The following is an 18504-nucleotide window of genomic DNA, read 5'->3' on the forward strand; positions in this document are numbered from 1 at the left end:
GCCCGCCTCCGGGGTGCGCCGGAGGCGGGCGGGGGCGCGGGCCGCGCTACAGGGCCTTGGGGCGGCCCTGGTGGAACGGGGCGCCGTTGACCTTCTCGGAGATGCCGGTCCGGTCCAGGTACGGGGTGATCCCGCCCAGGTGGAACGGCCACCCGGCCCCCGAGATGAGGCACAGGTCGATGTCGGCCGGTTCCGCCACCACGCCCTCGTCGAGCATGATGCGGATCTCCCGGGCCAGCGCGCGCAGCGCCCGGTCGAGGATGTCGGCCTCGCCGGACGGCGTGCCGCCGCCGGTGAACAGCGCCCTGACCTCGGGGTCGATCTGGAAGTCCGGGCCGTAGACGGCGGTCTTGCCCGCCTCGACCATCCTCCGGTGCTGCTCCGACACCGCGAACCGGTCCGGGAACGCGGCGTGCAGGGTCTCGGCCACGTGCAGCGCCACCGCCGGGCCGACGAGCTGGAGCAGCAGCAGCGGCGACATCGGCAGGCCCAGCGGGGCGACCGCGCGGTCGGCGACCTCGGGGTCGGTGCCCTCCTCGACGGCGCCCAGCACCTCGCCCATGAACAGGGTGAGCAGCCGGTTGACCACGAACGCGGGCGCGTCCTTGCAGAGCACGGCGGTCTTCTTCAGGCCCTTGGCGGTGGCGAACGCCGTCGCCAGGGTGGCGTCGTCGGTCCGCTCGCCGCGGACGATCTCCAGCAGCGGCAGCACCGCGACGGGGTTGAAGAAGTGGAACCCGACGACCCGCTCGGGGTGGCGCAGGTCGGCGGCCATCTCGGTGATCGACAGCGAGGAGGTGTTGGTGGCGAGGACCGCGTCGGGGGAGACGACCGCCTCGACCTCCGCGAACACCTGCCGCTTGACGTCCATCCGCTCGAAGACGGCCTCGATGACGAAGTCGGCGTCGGCGAACGCGTCCTTGGTCAGCGACCCGGTGACCAGCCCCTTGAGCCGGTTCGCCGCGTCGGCGGAGACCCGCCCCTTGGCGTGCAGCCGGTCGACCTCGCCGTGCACGTAGCCGACGCCCTTGTCCAGGCGCTCCTGGTCGAGGTCGGTCATGACCACGGGCACGTTGAGCCGGCGGGCGAACAGCAGGGCGAGCTGCCCGGCCATCAGCCCGGCGCCCACGACGCCGACCTTGGTGACGGGGCGGGCCAGCGACCGGTCGGGGGCGCCGGCGGGGCGGCGGGCGCGCTTCTGCACCAGGTCGAAGGCGTAGAGGCCGGCCGTGAGCTCGTCGCTCATGATGAGGTCGGCCAGGGCGTCGTCCTCGGCGGCGAACCCCTCGTCGCGGGTGCGGGTGCGGGCCGCGTCGACCAGGTCCAGCGCGCGCAGCGGCGCGGGGGCCGCGCCGTGCAGCTTGCCCTCGACCGCGAACCGGGCGTTGTTCACCGCCTGGTCCCACGCCGCGCCGGTGTCGACCTCGGGCCGCTCGACGGTGACCTCGCCGGTGACGACCCGGGCCGCCCAGCGCAGCGACTCCTCGACGAAGTCGGCCGGCTCGAACATGGCGTCGGCGATGCCCAGCTCGCGCACCTTCGGGCCCTTGATGGTGCGGTTCTGCGCCAGCGGGTTGTCGATGATGAGCTTGAGCGCCTTCTCGGCGCCGATCAGCCGCGGCAGCAGGTAGGTGCCGCCCCAGCCGGGGACCAGGCCGAGGAACGCCTCGGGCAGCGCGAACGCCGGGACGCCCGAGGAGACGGTGCGGTAGGTGCAGTGCAGGGCCACCTCCACGCCGCCGCCCATGGCCGCCCCGTTGATGAACGCGAAGGTGGGGACGTGCAGCTCGCCGAGCTTGCGGAAGACGTCGTGCCCCAGCTTGCCGATCGCGTGCGCCTGCTCGCGGGTCTGCAGCAGCGGGACGCCGGTGAGGTCGGCGCCCACGGCGAAGATGAACGGCTTGCCGGTGACCGCGACGGCGACGATGTCGGTGCGGGCGCGGGCGGCCTCGATGGCGGCGTCCAGGCTCAGCAGCCCGGCCGGGCCGAACGTGTTGGGCTTGGTGTGGTCGTGCCCGTTGTCGAGGGTGATGAGGACGGCCGTGCCCGCGCCGTACGGGAGCTGCACGTCCCGGGCGAGGGCGCGGGTGACGACCTCGTCGGCGAAGAGCTCCCGAGCCTGCTCGATGGCGCTGCTCACTTGGTGTACCCCTCCCAGTTCGTGTTCTCCCACAGCACGGTCCCGCCCATGCCCATGCCGACGCACATGGTGGTCAGGCCGTACCGGACGTCGGGGCGCTCGGCGAAGAGGCGGGCGAGCTGCATCATCAGCCGCACGCCGGAGGACGCCAGCGGGTGGCCGAGCGCGATGGCGCCGCCCCACGGGTTGACGCGGGCGTCGTCGTCGGCGACGCCGAAGTGCTCCAGGAACGCGAGCACCTGGACGGCGAACGCCTCGTTGATCTCGATGAGGCCGATGTCGTCCATGGTGATGCCCTGGCGGGCGAACAGCTTCTCGGTGGCGGGCACCGGGCCCACGCCCATCACCTCGGGCTCGACACCGGCGAAGGAGAAGTCGACCAGCCGCATCCGGGCGTCCAGGCCCAGCTCGGCGGCGACGTCCTCGGCGGCCAGGATGGCGCCGGTGGCGCCGTCGTTGAGGCCGGCCGCGTTGCCCGGCGTCACGTTGCCGTGCGCGCGGAACGGGGTGCGCAGCTGGGCCAGGCCCTCCAGGGTGGTGCCGGGCCGCGGCGGCTCGTCGGCGGTGGCCAGGCCGTAGCCGAGTTCGGCGGAGCGCACCAGCACCTCGACCAGGTCCTGCTGGATCTTGCCGTCCGCGTAGGCCTTGGCGACCTTCTCCTGGCTGCGCACCGCGTAGGCGTCGGCGCGCTCCTTGGTGATGGACGGGAAGCGGTCGTGCAGGTTCTCGGCGGTGTTGCCCATGACGAGCGCGGAGGGGTCGACCAGCTTCTCGGAGAGGAACCGGGGGTTGGGGTCGACGCCCTCGCCCATGGGGTGGCGGCCCATGTGCTCGACGCCGCCGGCGATGACCACGTCGTAGGCGCCGAAGGCGATGCCCGCTCCGGAGGTGGTGACGGCGGTCATCGCGCCCGCGCACATGCGGTCGATGGCGTACCCGGGGACGCTGCGGGGCAGCCCCGCCAGGAGGGCGGCGCTGCGGCCGATGGTGAGCCCCTGGTCGCCGATCTGGGTGGTGGCGGCGATGGCGACCTCGTCGACGCGCTCCGGCGGCAGGCCGGGGTTGCGGCGCAGCAGCTCGCGGATGACGCGGACGATGAGGTCGTCGGCGCGCGTCTCGGCGTAGAGGCCCTTGCCGGCCTTGCCGAACGGGGTGCGCGCCCCGTCGACAAACACGACTTCGCGGGCAGTTCGCGGCACGATTCGCCCTCCTTCGTGGTGCGGTGTGGTGACGTGTGGCTTACATGCTACTGGCCGGTAACTACAGGCGCGAGTAGCAGTCTGCCACACCGCGGCCCCGCGCACGGCGGAGAGGGGGGATCCGGTCGCGGAAACACCGAAAGGACCCGGCGGACCGGGTCCCTTCGGTGCGGCCGGACGGCGTGGCGGGCGGCGCGGCGGCCGCCCGCGGGCCGGGGCTCAGAACAGGGCGGCGGCGTCGCGGTGCCGGCCCACGGCGCTCAGCGCGCCCGCGAGGTCGCGGCGCATCTTCAGGGTGAGCATCCGGATCTCGGGGTCCCCGGCCGCGGCCAGCCCGCTGCGGTAGGCCGCGCGCAGGGTCTCGACGGCCTCCTCGGGGCGGCCGGCCTGCGTGTAGGCGCGGCCGAGCCGGTGGTGGACCAGGAGGGTGTCGAGGTGCCGGCTGCCCAGGCGGCGGTTGCGCTGGGCGAGCACCATCCGCAGCTGCTGCGTGGCGTCGTCGTAGCGGCCGACGCCGCTGTAGGCCAGGCTCAGCCCGATGCGCAGGTCCTCGCTCTCCTCGACGCTGCCGGCGTCCTCGACCGCCCGCTCGAAGTGCGCGATCGCGGCGTCGTGCCGCCCGGTGCGGCGGTAGCAGACCGCCAGCCGGGAGCGCGCGGCGACGGTGTCGGGCGCGGTGGCGCCGAGCCGGGTGTCGCGGTTCTGCAGCAGCGCCTCCCACATGTCCGCCGCGTCGGCGGGCCGCCCGATGTCCTCGTAGCTCCACGCGAGGTTCTCGCGGATGACGTCGGTCTGCGGGTGGTCGGCGCCGAACACCGCGACGGCGGCCTCCAGCGTGGCCTCGAACCGGGAGACGGCGGCCTCGCGCCGCCCCATCTGCGCGTACTTGCTGGCGAGGTTGTTGCCGGCGGCGATCGACCGGGGGTCGTCGGGCCCGTGGGCGGCGAGGCTGTCCTGGAGCGCGCGCTCCAGCGCGGCGGCGCGCACCGCGGGGGTCCGGCCCTCGGGGCCGGCCCCGGCCGAGGGGGTGCCGTTCGGCGCGAACCCTGTCCTGCGCAGCAGGGAACGCCACATCGACACCCGACTCACCACCTCTGCACGCCGGTGCTCCCAGGCACGCCGAACCTTGCCACCCCGCATCAACAACGCCACGATTCAATAACTTAATCCGGCGTGGGATGTCCCCGTGGCCCCGACGCTGGTAACCGCTGAGTGAATCGCGTCACTTGTCGGAAAGATTGTTACATGGGCTTGTTTCCGGGGGCCGCGGCCGCCCGCCCGGACGGCCGCGGACGGGTCAGCCCACGGCCCGTCGCAGCGCCGCCGCGAGGTCCTCCGCGGTCAGCCCGACCTGCCACGACCGCGCCCCGTGCGCCCGCAGGTGCCCGGCGACCCCGTCGGCGTCGGCGGCCTCCGGGGGCGCCCACGCCAGCCGGCGCACGGCGTCGGGCTGGAGCAGGTTCTCGGCCGGCATGCCGATCCGCTCGGCGGTCGCGCTCACGACCGCCCGCACCGCCTCCAGGCGGCGCGCCGCCTCGGGGTCGCGGTCGGCCCACCGGTTGGTGGGCGGCGGCCCGTCACCGGGCACGCTCGGCTGCGGCAGCTCCGCCGCCGGCAGCTCGCGCGCCCGCGACACGGCCTTGATCCAGTTCGGCGCGTAGCGGCGGGCCAGGCGCACGCTGAACGGCTTGAGCGCCGTCAGCTCCTGCGTGGTGCGCGGCAGCGCCGTGGCCGCCTCGACGATCCCGGCGTCGGAGAGCACCCGGCCGGGGGAGATGTCGCGCTCGCGCGCGATGCGGTCGCGCTCGCGCCACAGCTCGCGCACCACCCCCAGCGCCCTCTGGTTGCGCACCCGGTGGATGCCGGAGGTCCGCCGCCAGGGGTCCGGGCGCGGCTCCTTGGGCGGCGCGGCCAGCACCGCCGCGAACTCCTCGCGCGCCCACTCCAGCTTCCCGGCCTCGGCCAGCTCCGCCTCCAGGGCGTCGCGCAGGTCGACCAGGACCTCCACGTCCAGCGCCGCGTACGTCAGCCAGTCGGCCGGCAGGGGCCGCACCGACCAGTCGACGGCCGAATGCTCCTTGGCCAGCCGCACCCCCAGCACGCGCTCGACCATGGACCCCAGCCCCACCCGCTGGTAGCCGAGCAGCCGCCCCGCGAGCTCGGTGTCGAACAGCGCGTCCGGCCGCAGCCGCACCTCGGTCAGGCACGGCAGGTCCTGGTGGGCGGCGTGCAGCACCATCTCGGTGCCGGCCAGCGCCTCGCTCAGCGGACCGAGGTCGGGGCAGCCGACCGGGTCGATCAGCGCCGACCCCGCGCCCGCGCGCCGCAGCTGGACCAGGTACGCGCGCTGCCCGTAGCGGTAGCCGGACGCGCGCTCGGCGTCGACGGCCACCGGACCGCTGCCGGCGGCGAAGTCCGCGACCACGCGCGCCAGGCCCTCGGCGTCGGCCACGACGGGCGGCAGTCCGCCGCTGGGCTCGCGCAGCAGAGGGACCTCGGCCTCGTCCTGTTCGGGTGGATTCTCCGGTTCCGGACTACCTGTCTTCGAGTTCAGCACGTTCGCCACACCACCACGGTATGTCCTCCCGCCGCCGGGGAGGCGACGGCGGGGGTCGCCGGACGGCGGCCGGGACCCGCGCGCGGGGGTACGCGCGCGGGTCTCAGCCCTCCGAACGCGAGCGCCGGTGGGCGATGTCGGCGACGTCGACCGGCGGCAGCCCCGCGGCGGCGGACAGCAGGTCCAGCCACACCGCCATGTGCGCCGCGAGCTCCTCCGACTCCGGCGACCACGACGCGCGCAGCTCCAGCTCGGTCGACATCGGCTGATCGGCCTTGCCGGCGAACCCCTCGGTGGTGGCACGGGTGACCGTGCCGCTCAGTTCGCGGTGGCCGGCGCCGCGCGCCGCCAGCGCGTCGGTCAGCCAGCTCCACGCGACCTGGCCGAGCAGGGGGTCGGCGGCGATCTCCGACTCCAGGTCGGCGCTCACCCACGCCACCACCCGGAACGGGCCGGGCCAGTCGCGGGTGCCCTCGGGGTCGAACAGCACGATGAGCCGGCCGAACGCCGCGTCGTCGTCGTTCTCGGTGGCGACGTTCGCGGACAGGGCGACGGCATGGGGGGCCAGGCGGCGGGGGGCGGGGATGTCCTCGATGGTGATCTCCGGCCGGACCGCGGGGGCGCGCAGGCTCTCGACCGCTCGCCGGAACGCGGGAGGCGCGTCATCGACCCTACCGAGAGGGGACATGGTGGAAACGTCAGCCTTAATGTGTGGGATGGAGCGCGGCGCGCCGAAGGCCCTGTCCGGCGGGCGTGTCGGCGCCCGGTCGGCCACGGCCGCACCGCCGCGGCAGAGCGCGCCGACGGGTGCGGCGCGTGGCGGTGGGCACCTCATGACGGTGGCACGAGTCACCTCCGGGGACGCGGAGTTTTTCCGGCGTGTCGGCCTTTTGTAATGATCTTGGGATCGCTGCCGCGACGAAGTCGTTACCAGCTTCCTCTTTCCCTTCCTTCCCACCCGGGCCACCGCGCAACAGTGGCCGTTCGGGGTCAGCACCGCGGGGTGCGGCGCGGACGCGCCCGGCACGTGGCACGATCGAGGGGTGACGCTGCAAGACTCTCCCTTCCTCCGCGCCTGCCGGCGCCTGCCGGCGGCCCGCACGCCGGTGTGGTTCATGCGCCAGGCCGGCCGATCGCTGCCCGAGTACCGCAGGGTCCGCGCCGACGTCCCGATGCTGGAGGCGTGCGCGCGGCCCGACATGATCGTCGAGATCACGCTCCAGCCGGTACGCCGCCACAACGTCGACGCCGCCATCTTCTTCAGCGACATCGTGGTGCCGCTGAAGGCCATCGGCGTCGACCTCGACATCAAGCCCGGGGTCGGCCCCGTGGTCGCCGAACCCATCCGCGACGCCGAGGGCGTCAAGCGGCTGCGCGACCTCGAACCCGACGACGTCGACTACGTCACCGAGGCCGTCGGCGAACTCGTCGGCGAACTCGGCGACCGCCCGCTCATCGGTTTCGCCGGCGCCCCGTTCACCCTGGCCTCGTACCTCATCGAGGGCGGGCCGTCCAAGAACCACGAGCGCACCAAGGCCATGATGTACGGCGAGCCCGAGCTGTGGGGCGAGCTCATGCGCCGCCTCTCCGCCATCACGCTCGCCTTCCTGCGCACCCAGATCGACGCGGGCGCCTCGGCCGTGCAGCTCTTCGACTCCTGGGCCGGCGCGCTGAGCGCCGAGGACTACCGCGCGTCGGTGCTGCCGCACTCGGCGTGGATCTTCGACCGGCTGGCCGACGCGGACGTGCCGCGCATCCACTTCGGCGTGGGCACCGGCGAGCTGCTCAGCCTGCTCAGCGAGGCCGGCGCCGACGTCGTCGGCGTCGACTGGCGGGTCCCGCTCGACCGCGCCGCCCAGCGCGTCCAGCCCGGCACCGCGCTGCAGGGCAACCTCGACCCCGCCACGCTGTTCGCGCCGTGGGAGGTCGTCGCCGAGCGCGCCCGCGACGTGCTCGCGCGCGGCCGCGCCGCCGAGGGGCACGTGTTCAACCTGGGCCACGGCGTGCTGCCCGCCACCGACCCCGACGTGCTGACCCGGCTCACCGAGCTGGTGCACGAGGAGACCGCGCGCTGAACGGCGCCGCATCGGGCGGCGGGGCCTACCCCGCCGCCCGATGCGGCGGCCGTGCTCAGCGGCCCGGGCCGTCCGCGTCCGCCCCGCCCGGCTCCACCGGACCGTCCCCGGTGCCGCCGGGACCGGTGCCGGAAGCACGGCCGGGCCCGTTGTCGGGTCCGCTCTGGGAGCCCTCGGCCGGGCCTCCATCAGCCGGGCCGACTCCGGCCGGGCCGCCCGCGGTGCCGGGGCCGTCCGCCGACTCCGGCGCGCCGGCCGCCCGCTGTCCGGACCCCGCGGGCGCCGCCGCGGCGCCCGCCCGCGCGAGCGGACGCGCCCCCGCGCCCGTCCCGCCCGGAGCGGCGGCCGCCCGCCGCGCTCGGCGGCGCCGCCACACGACCACCACGGGCGCCGCGGCGACCGCCGCCACCACCAGGAACGGCAGCAGCCAGCCCACCGCGACCGCGACGGCCCGCCCCGCGGTCAGCAGCGCCGCCCAGCCGTGGCGCAGCCCGCCGAGGAACCCGATGGACTCGCCCTCGGTCTCGGCGACGTAGCTCGCCGGCGGCAGCAGGTTCAGGGTGACCGTCGCGTAGTCGGCCTGGTCGGCCAGCGCCTCCTGGCGGGCCAGCAGCGACTCCAGGTCGGCCTGGCGGGTGCTGATCTCGGTCTCCACGGCCAGCACGTCCGACACCGTGTCCGCCTCGTCCAGCAGGTCGCGCAGCCGGTCCAGGGACGCCTCGGCCGACTCCACGCGGCTGTCGACGTCGGCGACCTCCTCGGTCACGTCCTGCACGTCGCGCCGCAGCTCCGAGCGCGTCCCCAGCTCGCCGAGCGCCGCCAGCCCGTCCTCGTAGCGGTCCTGCGGCACGCGCAGGGTCAGCGTCGCGCTCGGCTCCTCGCCCGCCGCCGTCGACACGTGCTGGCCCGAGACGAACCCGCCGGCCTCCTCCACCCAGGCCACCGCCTCCTCCGACGCCGCCTCCACGTCGGTGACCTGCACGATCAGATCGGCGGTGTGAATCCGTGTGCGGTCGGCCACATCGACGCCGCCGCCGTCGGCCGCCGCCCCGTCCGCGGCCTCGACGCCCTCCTCGGCGACCTCCGGGGCGGCCCCGCGGTCCTGCGCGGCGGGGGCGGGGGCGGCCCCCGACATCTCCTGCCCCATCCCCGAACACCCGGCCAGCAGGGCGGTCGCCAGCGCCAGCGTGAGTGCGGCCGCGCCCGCGCGGCCGCCGTGCACCATGCCGAATCGCGTCTCCATACGCGTTCGACGCGCCCCCTCCGCGCCCGCGTTCCGCACCCGAGGTCACACCTCGGTCACGCCACCCCGGCCGGGATGACCACACGGTGTCGGCACCCCCGCCCCCGGCATCTGGAAAGCTGGAGGCATGCAGCGTGAACCGCACGTCGTGGTGGTCGGGGGCGGTGTCGCCGGGCTGACCGCCGCCCACCGGCTGACCCGCAACGGGGTGCGCGCCACCGTCCTGGAGGCGGGGCCCCGCCTCGGCGGCAAGCTCGACGCCTCGCCCGTGGCCGGGGTGCCCGTCGACGCCGGCGCCGAGTCCGTCCTGACCCGCCGCCCCGAGGCGCTCGACCTCATCCGCGACCTCGGCCTGGCCGAGCGGGTCGTGCACCCCGCGCGGGTGCCCGCCGCCCTCTACAGCCGGGGCCGGCTGCGCGCCTTCCCCGCCGGGCACGTCATGGGCGTGCCCGGCGACCTCGCCGCCCTCGCCCGCAGCGGGGTGCTCTCCTGGGCCGGCACGGTGCGCGCGGCGCGCGACCTCGTCTGGCCGCGCACCCCCGTGCGCGGCGACGTCCCCGTGGGCGCCTACATCGGCACCCGGCTCGGCGCCGAGGTGGTCGACCGGCTGGTCGAGCCCATGCTGGGCGGCGTCTACGCCGGGCGGGCCGACCGGCTCTCCCTCGACGCCACCCTGCCGCAGATCGCCCCGCTGGCCCGCACCGAGCGCTCCCTGCTCCGGGCGGTGCGCCGGATCACCGCCGACCGCCCCGCCGCGTCCCCGCCCGCCCCGGTGTTCGCCTCTCTGCGCGGCGGCCTGGCCGGGCTGATCGACGCCCTGGCCGCCGCCTGCGGCGCCGAGGTCCGCACCTTCGCGCCGGTGCGCGAACTGCGCCCCGACGGCGCCGGCTGGCGGATCACCGCCGGCCCCGACGGCGACGTCCGCCGCGTCGACGCCGACGGCGTCGTCCTGGCCTGCCCCGCCCCCGCCGCCGCCGCCCTGCTCCGCCCGTTCGCGCCCGCCGCGGCCGCCGGCCTGTCCGGCGTCGCCTACGCGAGCATGGCGATCGCCACCCTCGCCTACCCGGCCGCCGCCTTCCCGCGCCCGCCCGAGGGCAGCGGGTTCCTGGTGCCCGCGCGCGAGGGGCTCACCATCAAGGCCGCCACCTTCAGCAGCGTGAAGTGGCCCTGGCTCGCCGAGGAGCTGCGCGCCGCCGGCCCCGACACCATCATGGTGCGCTGCTCGATCGGCCGCGTCGGCGACGACGCGGTCCTGGAGCGCACCGACGACGAGCTCGCCGGCCTCGCCGCCGCCGACCTGGCTCGCGTGTGCGGGGTGGCGGGCCCGCCCGCCGACCGGCGGATCTCCCGCTGGACCGGCGGACTCCCGCAGTACGACGCCGGGCACGGCGCCCGGATCGACCGGGTCCGCGCCGCGCTCGGCGTCCACCCCGGCCTGGCGCTGTGCGGCGCCGCCTACGACGGGGTCGGCATCCCGGCCTGCGTCGCCGGCGCCACCGCCGCCGCCGACCGCACCGCCGCGGCCATCGCGCCCGCGCGGACATGACCCCCGCCGCCGCGCTCCGGGGCCTGCCCGGCGCGCGGCCGGCACCGGGCGCCGCACCCGGCGCCGCCACCCGCGCCGGCACCGGCGCGACCACCGACAAGGAAGGGCTCACGTGACCACGGGGCAGCAGCAGACCGCGTCCGGATCCGACGACCTCAACCGGCTCATCCGGTACACGATGTGGTCGGTCTTCAAGGCCGGCGACCTCACCGGCGTCGACCGCGCCGCGGCCGGCGCCGAACTCGCCGACCTGTTCGACGCGGGGGAGCGCAAGGGCGTCACCACCCGCGGCGCCTACGACGTCCAGGGCCTGCGCGCGGACGCCGACGTCATGTTCTGGTGGATCGCCGACACCTCCGAGGCGGTGCAGGAGATGTACGCCTCCTTCCGCCGCACCCGGCTGGGCCGGGCGAGCACCCCGGTGTGGTCGTCCGTCGGCCTGCACCGCCCGGCCGAGTTCAACCGCGGCCACGTCCCGGCGTTCCTCGCCGGCGAGGAGGCCCGCGACCACCTGTGCGTGTACCCGTTCGTCCGCTCCCTGGAGTGGTACCTGCTGCCCGACGACGAGCGCCGGGCGATGCTCGCCGAGCACGGCCGCATGGCCGCCGGGTACGGCGACGTGCGGGCCAACACGGTGTCGTCGTTCGGGCTGAACGACTACGAGTGGCTGCTGGCGTTCGAGGCCGACGACCTGCACCGCATCGTCGACCTCATGCGCCACCTGCGCGGCGCGAAGGCGCGCCGGCACACCCGCCTGGAGGTCCCGTTCTACACCGGCCGCCGGCGCAGCCCCGCCGAACTGGTGGCGGCGCTGCCGTAGGCCGGCCGCCCGGCGCCCCCGAGGCGCCCGTGGACGGACGGAGGGGCGCACACCCGGGTGTGCGCCCCTCCGTCGTCCGGTCGGTCCCCTGCGGGCGGCTCAGCCCTCGCGGGCCTCGGGTACCGCCACGGGCTCGGCGGCGCGGCCGGCCCGGCTGGTCACCAGCACGTAGAACGGGATGGCCATGACGAGGCCGAGCACCAGGCTCGACCCCGAGTACAGCAGGGCGTCGCCGGCCGGGGTGTCGACGGCCCAGGCGGTCAGGCAGGCGACGCTGCCCAGGATCCAGGCGAGCACCGCGAACGCGAGCCGGCCGCGCGGCTTGGGGTACTCGACCCGGCTGACCATCAGCCACGCCACTACCAGCACCGCCGCCGCGCCGACGTAGACCGGCGGGTCGAGCAGCACGACGGTGATCACGGCCATGGCGCCGAACGGGCTGGGCAGGCCGGTGAAGTTGTCGGCGCCGGGCGCCTGGCAGGAGAACCGCGCCAGCCGCACCACCACCGCCAGCAGAACGGCCGCCGCCGCGGCGATCGGGACGATCCCGCCGTCACCCGCGAGGGTGCCCCAGGCGACGACGAAGAACGCCGGCGCGAAGCCGAAGCTGATGACGTCGGCCAGGTTGTCCAGCTCGGCGCCCATGCCGCTGCCGCCGAAGCGGCGCGCCACGCGCCCGTCGAACAGGTCGCAGGCGGCCGCGATGAGCAGCAGCACGACGGCCGTCGCGACGGCGCCGCGCTCCAGCGGCCCACCGCCGCCGGCCGACAGCTGCGCCGACTGGGCCGCCGCGAGCTGCCACACCGCCATGAACCCGCAGAGCGCGTTGCCCAGCGTGAAGTAGTCGGCCGCCGCGAGCCGCAGCCGGGGCGCGTCGGTGTCGCGCCCGGCGAACGCCGCGCCGACGACCAGCCTGTCGTCAGTCGCGGTCAAGACGCGTTTCTCCCGCTCGGACCTTCTGGCCGACCTCCACCGCCGGGTCGATCCCGGCCGGAAGGTAGACGTCGACCCGTGAGCCGAACCGGATGAGGCCGATCCTCTCGCCCTGCTCCACCTTCTGCCCTTCAGCGAAATACGGGACGATACGCCGGACCATCGCGCCGGCGATTTGAACGACCTCGATCGCACCGATCTCGGTTTCGAAGGTCCAGATGACGCGTTCATTACGCTCGCTGTCCTTGTCGAATGCGGGACGGAAGCCCCCGGGCCGGTGTTCCACCCGCGTCACCACACCCGCCGCGGGCGCGCGGTTGACGTGCACGTTGAGCGGGTTCATGAAGACCGCGACCCGCGTGCGGCCGTCGGGCTGGGCGTCGATGCTCTGGACGACGCCGTCGGCCGCGGAGATGAGGCGGCCGGTGGCCGGGCCGCGGTCGGGGTCGCGGAAGAACCACGCCATACCGGCGGCCAGTCCCACCGCGGGGAGGGCGAGGGCGGCGCGCCGCCGGGATCCGCGCGCCGCGACCACGGCGGCCCCCGCGACCGCGAGAGCGGGGACGAGCCAGGGGGCGGAGCCGCGGGCCATTCGGGGGAACGGCCGGGAGGACGCGGCGGAGGGGAGAACGTCGGTCATGGGGAGCTTTCGTCGTGAGCCTTGCGGCGATGGACCTTCGAGGGGGCAGGCCCGGAGGTTCGGTCGGTCGCGCCCGTGCGGTGGGCGTGGGCGCGTCCGACCGGCGGGCGGGGGAGGCCCCGGGCCGACGGCACCCGTGAAGGAGGATGCTATTCCACTGAGTCGTCCGCCTCCAGGGTGAGCGCGATGGAGTTGATGCAGTAGCGGTCGTCGGTGGGGGTGGGGTAGCCCTCTCCGCGGAACACGTGGCCGAGGTGCGAACCGCACCGCGCACAGCGGACCTCGGTACGTATCATGCCAAGCGAGCCGTCCTCGTGCAGGGTTACCGCCGAGGTGTCCGAAGGATCATAGAAACTCGGCCAGCCGCAGTGCGACTCGAACTTCGTGGTCGACCGGAACAGTTCGGCACCGCACGCGCGGCAGCGGTAGACCCCGGTGGTGGTCGTCGACACGTACTCGCCCGTCCACGCCCGCTCGGTGGCGCCCTGCCGCAGCACGGCGTAGGCCTCGGGGCCCAGCTGCGCGCGCCACTCCTCCTCGGTCCGCTCGACCGGTGCCGTTGCATCATCCATACCAGGGACGCTACCCCCATTCGGCCCGTTGTGCCGACGCGCCACCGTGTCATCCCTTGCTGTGATGTGGCGTCCGATGTCGGACGCATGGCCTTTGTAGGCCATTGCGGCGTTCGCCGTTCCGCCGCGCGGGTAGGGAAGTCCCCAGGTGCCAGGCAGCCGGGAGTGACGATGCTCGTTTCTCATCGACAGCAATGGGAAGTCCGACGACCGCTGCATGTGGGCTGGGCCCGCTACTACCTCCTCAGTGCCGACCACCACACCCGCCGCCTCGGCGCGCGGCTGCGGCCCGCCGCGCGGACCGTCGCCGGCGCGGCGGCCGAACTGCGCTGGGCCGCCCGGCTGACCGCCGCCTCTGCGGCGGCCCGGCTGGAGCGGTCCCGGCCCCGGCCGTGGAGCGACGGCCGCCTGCTGGCCGTGCTCGTGCTGACGGCGGTCGGCGCGGTCGCCGTCGCCGCGGTACTGGGCGTCGCCCTGGCGGAGTGGATGGCCACCCGGCCCGGCGACGTCCTGCCCGCTGCGGGCGGCGCGGTCGTGGTCGGCGCGGCGCTGTGCGCGTTGATGTTCCTGGTCTTCGCGTCACGGGACCGCGGACGGGAGGAGAACACCTAGCCGCATGGGGAGGCCCCGGCCCAGCGGGCCGGGGCCGTCCTCCCCGACCCGCCGTGGGCGGCCCCGCGCCGCCGCGCGGCCGGGCGCCCGTGCGGGGCGGGCGGCTCTGCAGAGAACCCGCCTCCCTATCTCGGCACGGATCGGGCGGCCCGTCAACCGCCCCCGGCGGCACGGGGCCCGCGCGTCAGGCGTCGAAGTCGTACTGCAGCACGTACGCCGAACCGTCGAGCGTCATCTCGTTCAGCTCCACCGGGGTGTTCTCCTCGGTCAGCGCCGTGCGCGCGACGTCCAGCACGGGGGTGCCGGCGCTCAGCTCCAACCGCTCGGCCTCGTCGGGGGTGGGCATGCGCACGCGGATCTCCTCGGTGAAGTGCGCCGGCGCGCGGCCCAGCTCGGCCAGCCGCGCGTAGATGCCGCCCGGCCCGGTGTCGGGCCGGGCGATCGGGGTGCCGGCCGCGAGGTCGGCGGCGAGGAAGGAGGTGGCGAGCTGCATCGGGCGGCCGTCGAGCCGGTACCTGCGGCAGCGGCGCACCACGGGCGCGCCGTCGGCGAGGTCCAGCGCGCGGGCCACGTAGTCGGGGGCGGCGACCTCGTCGACCTCGACGGAGTCGGTCTCGAAGCCGCGGTCGGCGGCGTCGGCCTGCCAGATCGACCGGCCGCTGCCCCACAGCTCGCGGGAGAGCCGCCGCGGACCGTGCCGCCGCAGCGGCCGGAACGTGCGGACGTAGACGCCCGACCCGCGGATCGCCACCACGATGCCTTCGTTGATGAGCACCGAGAGCGCCTGCCGGGCGGTGGCCCGGGCGACCCCGTAGCGCCGCATGAGGTCGTTCTCGCCCGGGACCCGGTCGCCGTGGGACAGCTCGCCGGAGGCGATCGCGCCCCGCAGCGCCTCGGCGATCTCACGGTAGACCGGTGGTGAGTGGTTTTCGGACGTCGGCACTGCGTTCATCCTCTCGCCCGTAAAGCGGGGTCACGCGGAATTCGAATCCAGGGATGTCCTTCTCTCGGCGCCACCGCCCGTTGTCGGGGTGGAGGCGAATTGTTTCACCCCGACCCCCGATGGGGCGACGGTCGCGCTGAGACCCACCCCGGATATGTCCGATCCGGAGGTGATTTATGCGTGGTTCGGGGGGAGCCGCAACCGGCCACGCGCGGGCGCGGCCGGAGCGGCCCCCCGCCTCATCCCCGGACGTAGCGGAGGAACAGCGAGCCCTCGGACTCCAGCGCGGCCGCCAGGCGCAGGTCGCGGGTGTGCGACGGGGCGTCCCCCGCGACGATGCGCGCCGCCGCCGGGCCCAGCAGGTGCGGGCTGACGGTGAGGCAGAGTTCGTCGAGCGCGTCGGCGGCGGCGAACTCGGCGAGCAGGTGCGGCCCGCCCTCGGTGAGGACCCGCAGCAGCCCGCGCCCGGCCAGTCCCTCCAGGACCGCCTCGGGCCGCACGGAGTCCTCGCCGGCGACCACCACGTCGGCGGTGCGGGCGGCCGCGCGCCGCCGGTCGGCGGGCGCCGACGCGGTGGTGAACACGATCGTGCGGGCGTGCTCGGGCGCCGCCAGCAGGTCCGGGTGGACGTCCAGCGAGCGGGTCACCACCGCGATCGGGGGCGTGGGCGGCCGCCCCTCGCGCAGCCCGCCCCACACCCCGCGCGGCCGCACCGGCCGGTAGCCCTCGATGCGGGCCGTGCCCGCGCCGGCCAGGACGACGTCGGCCTGGCCGCGCAGCACCCCCATGACCGTGCGGTCCGGCGGCGAGGACAGCTCCCGGGTGCGCCCCGACGGCCCCCACGCACCCCCGTCGGCGCTGGCGACCATGTTGGCGCGCAGCCAGGGCCGGGTGAGGCCCTCGGGGTAGGCGTAGGCGGCGACGGGGTCGACGCCGTCGGCGGGGTCGGGCAGCAGGGCGCGGAAGCGCGGGCCGGTGGCGGTACCGGCGTCGGTGGCAGCAGTCATGGCTGTGAGGCTAGAGGCCGGCCGGCTCAGCCCTCCTGCGGCCCGCCGTGGGACACGCGCCGCAGCAGCACCAGCGCCCGGTCGATCACCCGCACCTTGCCGGAGGCCGGCACGAACGGGCGGTCGGCGGTGTCGGGCTCGGCGGTGTCGAGCACGGTCTCCCAGGAGGTGCCGTACTCGGGGCCGGGCACGACGAAGTCGACGGCCTCGGCGCCGCTGTTGAGCAGCAGCAGGAAGGAGTCGTCGCGCACCGGCCGGCCGCGCGGGTCGGGTTCGGTGATGGCGTCGCCGTTGAGGAACACCCCCAGCTCCCGCCCGCCCGACGTCCAGTCGCCGTCGGTCATCAGCTCGCCGTCGGGGCGCAGCCAGGCGATGTCGCGCAGCCGCTCGCCGTCGGCGGGCCGGCCCTGGAAGAACCGGCGGCGGCGGAACACCGGGTGCTCCCGGCGCAGCCGGGCCAGGCCGCGCACGTAGTCGAGCAGGTCCTCCTCCTCGGCCGCGTTCTTCCAGTCGACCCACGCGATCTCGTTGTCCTGGCAGTAGGCGTTGTTGTTGCCGTGCTGGGTGCGGCCGATCTCGTCGCCGTGGGACAGCATGACGACGCCCTGCGAGCAGAACATGGTCGCCAGCAGGTTGCGGACCTGGCGGCGGCGCAGGGTGACGATCGCGGGGTCGTCCGACGGCCCCTCGACGCCGTGGTTCCACGACCGGTTGTCGTCGGTGCCGTCGCGGTTGTCCTCGCCGTTGGCCTCGTTGTGCTTCTCCTGGTAGCTGACCAGGTCGGCCAGTGTGAAGCCGTCGTGGCAGGTGACGAAGTTGATCGAGGCGAAGGGGCGGCGGCCGTCGTCCTGGTAGAGGTCGCTGGACCCGGACAGCCGCGACGCCAGCTCCGGCACCACCGGCTCGCCGCGCCAGAAGTCGCGGACGGTGTCGCGGTACTTGCCGTTCCACTCGGTCCACAGCGGCGGGAAGTTGCCGACCTGGTAGCCGCCGGGCCCGACGTCCCACGGCTCGGCGATCAGCTTGACCTGGGAGATGATCGGGTCCTGCTGCACGATGTCGAAGAAGGTGCTGAGCCGGTCGACGTCGTGGAACTCGCGCGCCAGCGCCGAGGCGAGGTCGAACCGGAACCCGTCGACGTGCATCTCGGTGACCCAGTAGCGCAGCGAGTCGGTGATGAGCTGCAGCGAGTGCGGGTGGCGCACGTTGAGGCTGTTGCCGCAGCCGGTGTAGTCGATGTAGTAGCGCGGGTCGTCGTCGGCCGTGCGGTAGTAGCTGAGGTTGTCGATGCCGCGAAGGGACAGCGTGGGGCCCATGTGGTCGCCCTCGACGGTGTGGTTGTAGACCACGTCGAGCAGCACCTCGATGCCGGCCTCGTGCAGCGACTTCACCATCGCCTTGAACTCCTGCACCTGCTCGCCGCGCGCCCCGTTGGCGGCGTAGGCGCTGTGCGGCGCGAGGAAGGCCAGCGTGTTGTAGCCCCAGTAGTTGGTCAGCCCGCGGGCGACCATGGCGTGCTCGGGCACGAAGTGGTGCACCGGCATCAGCTCGACGGCCGTGACCCCCAGCCCGGTGAGGTAGTCGATCATCACCGGGTGGGCCAGCCCCGCGTAGGTGCCGCGCTGGTGCTCGGGGATGTCCGGGTGGCGCATGGTCAGCCCGCGCACGTGCGCCTCGTAGATCACGGTCTCGTGGTAGGGGACGTTGGGCCGGCTCTCGTTGCCCCAGTCGAAGAACGGGCTCACGACGACGCACTTGGGCACGTACGGCGCGCTGTCGCCGGTGTTGCGCTCGGCGGGGTCGTCGAAGTGGTAGCTGAACAGCGACTCGTGCCAGGTGACCTCGCCGTCGACGGCCTTGGCGTAGGGGTCGGTGAGCAGCTTGGCCGGGTTGCACCGGTGGCCGCGTTCGGGGGCGTAGGGGCCGTGCACCCGGTAGCCGTACCGCTGGCCGGGGCCGATGCCGGGCAGGTACCCGTGCCAGACGAAGCCGTCGTTCTCGGTGAGGGCGACGCGGGTCTCGCGGCCGTCGTCGTCGAAGAGGCAGAGCTCCACGCGTTCGGCGGCCTCGGAGAAGAGCGAGAAGTTGGTCCCCGACCCGTCGAAGGTCGCGCCGAGGGGATAGGACGTACCGGGCCAGATTTCCACCATGGCGTGCTTACTCGATTCGCATTCGTTCCGTGACGATGTGGTTCTTCCGTCGAGACCGGGGGAGTAT

The 18504-nt window shown here is 74.9% G+C and carries 16 protein-coding genes; 4 read left to right on the forward strand and 12 right to left on the reverse strand.

Annotated features, from left to right (window positions below; genetic code table 11):
* Positions 1 to 46: 46 nt before the first annotated feature.
* The 5 genes from NT8_RS13670 to NT8_RS13690 form a co-directional block, all read right to left on the reverse strand.
* Positions 47 to 2140, reverse strand: coding sequence for a 3-hydroxyacyl-CoA dehydrogenase NAD-binding domain-containing protein (locus NT8_RS13670; RefSeq protein ID WP_067968732.1), 2094 nt, complete (start codon positions 2138 to 2140; stop codon positions 47 to 49).
* A complete protein-coding gene (locus tag NT8_RS13675; RefSeq protein WP_067968735.1) occupies positions 2137 to 3339 on the reverse strand; it encodes a thiolase family protein in 1203 nt (400 codons plus the stop codon). Before NT8_RS13675 ends, NT8_RS13670 begins: the two co-directional genes overlap by 4 nt.
* Positions 3340 to 3558: 219 nt before the next feature.
* Positions 3559 to 4413 carry a tetratricopeptide repeat protein gene (locus NT8_RS13680; protein ID WP_245646172.1) on the reverse strand — a complete coding sequence of 285 codons (855 nt, stop codon included), beginning with the start codon at positions 4411 to 4413 and terminating at the stop codon, positions 3559 to 3561.
* Positions 4414 to 4636: 223 nt separating this feature from the next.
* On the reverse strand, positions 4637 to 5905 hold the full coding sequence (locus tag NT8_RS13685; RefSeq protein WP_067968741.1) for a ribonuclease D: 1269 nt from the start codon (positions 5903 to 5905) through the stop codon (positions 4637 to 4639).
* Positions 5906 to 5999: 94 nt separating this feature from the next.
* Positions 6000 to 6584, reverse strand: coding sequence for a DUF3000 domain-containing protein (locus NT8_RS13690; protein WP_067968743.1), 585 nt, complete (start codon positions 6582 to 6584; stop codon positions 6000 to 6002).
* 361 nt (positions 6585 to 6945) lie between these two features.
* On the opposite strand from NT8_RS13690, the gene hemE reads away from it, so the two are divergent.
* A complete protein-coding gene (gene hemE / locus NT8_RS13695; protein ID WP_084468920.1) occupies positions 6946 to 7971 on the forward strand; it encodes a uroporphyrinogen decarboxylase in 1026 nt (341 codons plus the stop codon).
* A 55-nt stretch (positions 7972 to 8026) separates the two neighbouring features.
* Here hemE and NT8_RS13700 read toward each other — a convergent pair whose 3' ends face one another.
* Positions 8027 to 9214, reverse strand: coding sequence for a DUF4349 domain-containing protein (locus tag NT8_RS13700; RefSeq protein ID WP_245646171.1), 1188 nt, complete (start codon positions 9212 to 9214; stop codon positions 8027 to 8029).
* A gap of 127 nt (positions 9215 to 9341) precedes the next feature.
* Between NT8_RS13700 and hemG the strand changes: the two genes are divergently transcribed.
* Both hemG and hemQ read left to right on the forward strand, forming a co-directional pair.
* The gene (gene hemG / locus NT8_RS13705) at positions 9342 to 10760 is read left to right on the forward strand and encodes a protoporphyrinogen oxidase (protein WP_067968750.1); all 1419 of its coding nucleotides are present in this window, start codon (positions 9342 to 9344) and stop codon (positions 10758 to 10760) included.
* Positions 10761 to 10872: 112 nt separating this feature from the next.
* Positions 10873 to 11580: a hydrogen peroxide-dependent heme synthase gene (hemQ, locus tag NT8_RS13710; protein ID WP_067968754.1), complete on the forward strand. Its 708-nt coding sequence runs from the start codon at positions 10873 to 10875 to the stop codon at positions 11578 to 11580.
* 99 nt (positions 11581 to 11679) lie between these two features.
* On the opposite strand, the gene NT8_RS13715 is transcribed toward hemQ, so the two are convergent.
* The 3 genes from NT8_RS13715 to msrB all read right to left on the reverse strand — a co-directional run bounded on the left by NT8_RS13715 (position 11680) and on the right by msrB (position 13725).
* The gene (locus tag NT8_RS13715; RefSeq protein WP_084468916.1) at positions 11680 to 12513 is read right to left on the reverse strand and encodes a CDP-alcohol phosphatidyltransferase family protein; all 834 of its coding nucleotides are present in this window, start codon (positions 12511 to 12513) and stop codon (positions 11680 to 11682) included.
* Complete coding sequence (locus tag NT8_RS13720) at positions 12500 to 13153, reverse strand: phosphatidylserine decarboxylase (protein ID WP_067968757.1); 654 nt, start codon at positions 13151 to 13153, stop codon at positions 12500 to 12502. The genes NT8_RS13715 and NT8_RS13720 overlap by 14 nt, the downstream gene beginning before the upstream one ends.
* Positions 13154 to 13302: 149 nt before the next feature.
* Positions 13303 to 13725, reverse strand: coding sequence for a peptide-methionine (R)-S-oxide reductase MsrB (gene msrB / locus NT8_RS13725; protein WP_067968760.1), 423 nt, complete (start codon positions 13723 to 13725; stop codon positions 13303 to 13305).
* 219 nt (positions 13726 to 13944) lie between these two features.
* Here msrB and NT8_RS13730 point away from each other — a divergent pair, with 219 nt between their 5' ends.
* Positions 13945 to 14337, forward strand: coding sequence for a hypothetical protein (locus tag NT8_RS13730; protein WP_067968763.1), 393 nt, complete (start codon positions 13945 to 13947; stop codon positions 14335 to 14337).
* A gap of 184 nt (positions 14338 to 14521) precedes the next feature.
* Here the strand turns inward: NT8_RS13730 and NT8_RS13735 are convergent, their stop codons facing one another.
* The 3 genes from NT8_RS13735 to glgX all read right to left on the reverse strand — a co-directional run bounded on the left by NT8_RS13735 (position 14522) and on the right by glgX (position 18437).
* Positions 14522 to 15280, reverse strand: coding sequence for a GntR family transcriptional regulator (locus NT8_RS13735; protein ID WP_084468917.1), 759 nt, complete (start codon positions 15278 to 15280; stop codon positions 14522 to 14524).
* Between the two features lie 239 nt (positions 15281 to 15519).
* Positions 15520 to 16287, reverse strand: a complete 768-nt coding sequence (locus NT8_RS13740; protein WP_067968769.1) for a dihydrofolate reductase family protein — start codon at positions 16285 to 16287, stop codon at positions 15520 to 15522.
* 26 nt (positions 16288 to 16313) lie between these two features.
* Positions 16314 to 18437 carry a glycogen debranching protein GlgX gene (gene glgX, locus NT8_RS13745; RefSeq protein ID WP_067968770.1) on the reverse strand — a complete coding sequence of 708 codons (2124 nt, stop codon included), beginning with the start codon at positions 18435 to 18437 and terminating at the stop codon, positions 16314 to 16316.
* Positions 18438 to 18504 lie beyond the last annotated feature (67 nt).

The organism is Nocardiopsis trehalosi NBRC 14201 (assembly GCF_001552555.1).
In the GTDB taxonomy this organism is placed as follows: Bacteria; Actinomycetota; Actinomycetes; order Streptosporangiales; family Streptosporangiaceae; genus Nocardiopsis_B; species Nocardiopsis_B trehalosi.

What these genes read in the sequence shown, in the direction of transcription:
- NT8_RS13740 (WP_067968769.1), bottom strand. Translation starts at nt 16,287, where the DNA reads ATGACTGCTGCCACCGACGCCGGTACCGCCACCGGCCCGCGCTTCCGC.
- NT8_RS13690 (WP_067968743.1), bottom strand. Translation starts at nt 6,584, where the DNA reads ATGTCCCCTCTCGGTAGGGTCGATGACGCGCCTCCCGCGTTCCGGCGA.
- NT8_RS13680 (WP_245646172.1), bottom strand. Translation starts at nt 4,413, where the DNA reads ATGTGGCGTTCCCTGCTGCGCAGGACAGGGTTCGCGCCGAACGGCACC.
- glgX (WP_067968770.1), bottom strand. Translation starts at nt 18,437, where the DNA reads ATGGTGGAAATCTGGCCCGGTACGTCCTATCCCCTCGGCGCGACCTTC.
- msrB (WP_067968760.1), bottom strand. Translation starts at nt 13,725, where the DNA reads ATGGATGATGCAACGGCACCGGTCGAGCGGACCGAGGAGGAGTGGCGC.
- hemG (WP_067968750.1), top strand. Translation starts at nt 9,342, where the DNA reads ATGCAGCGTGAACCGCACGTCGTGGTGGTCGGGGGCGGTGTCGCCGGG.
- NT8_RS13700 (WP_245646171.1), bottom strand. Translation starts at nt 9,214, where the DNA reads ATGGAGACGCGATTCGGCATGGTGCACGGCGGCCGCGCGGGCGCGGCC.
- NT8_RS13720 (WP_067968757.1), bottom strand. Translation starts at nt 13,153, where the DNA reads ATGACCGACGTTCTCCCCTCCGCCGCGTCCTCCCGGCCGTTCCCCCGA.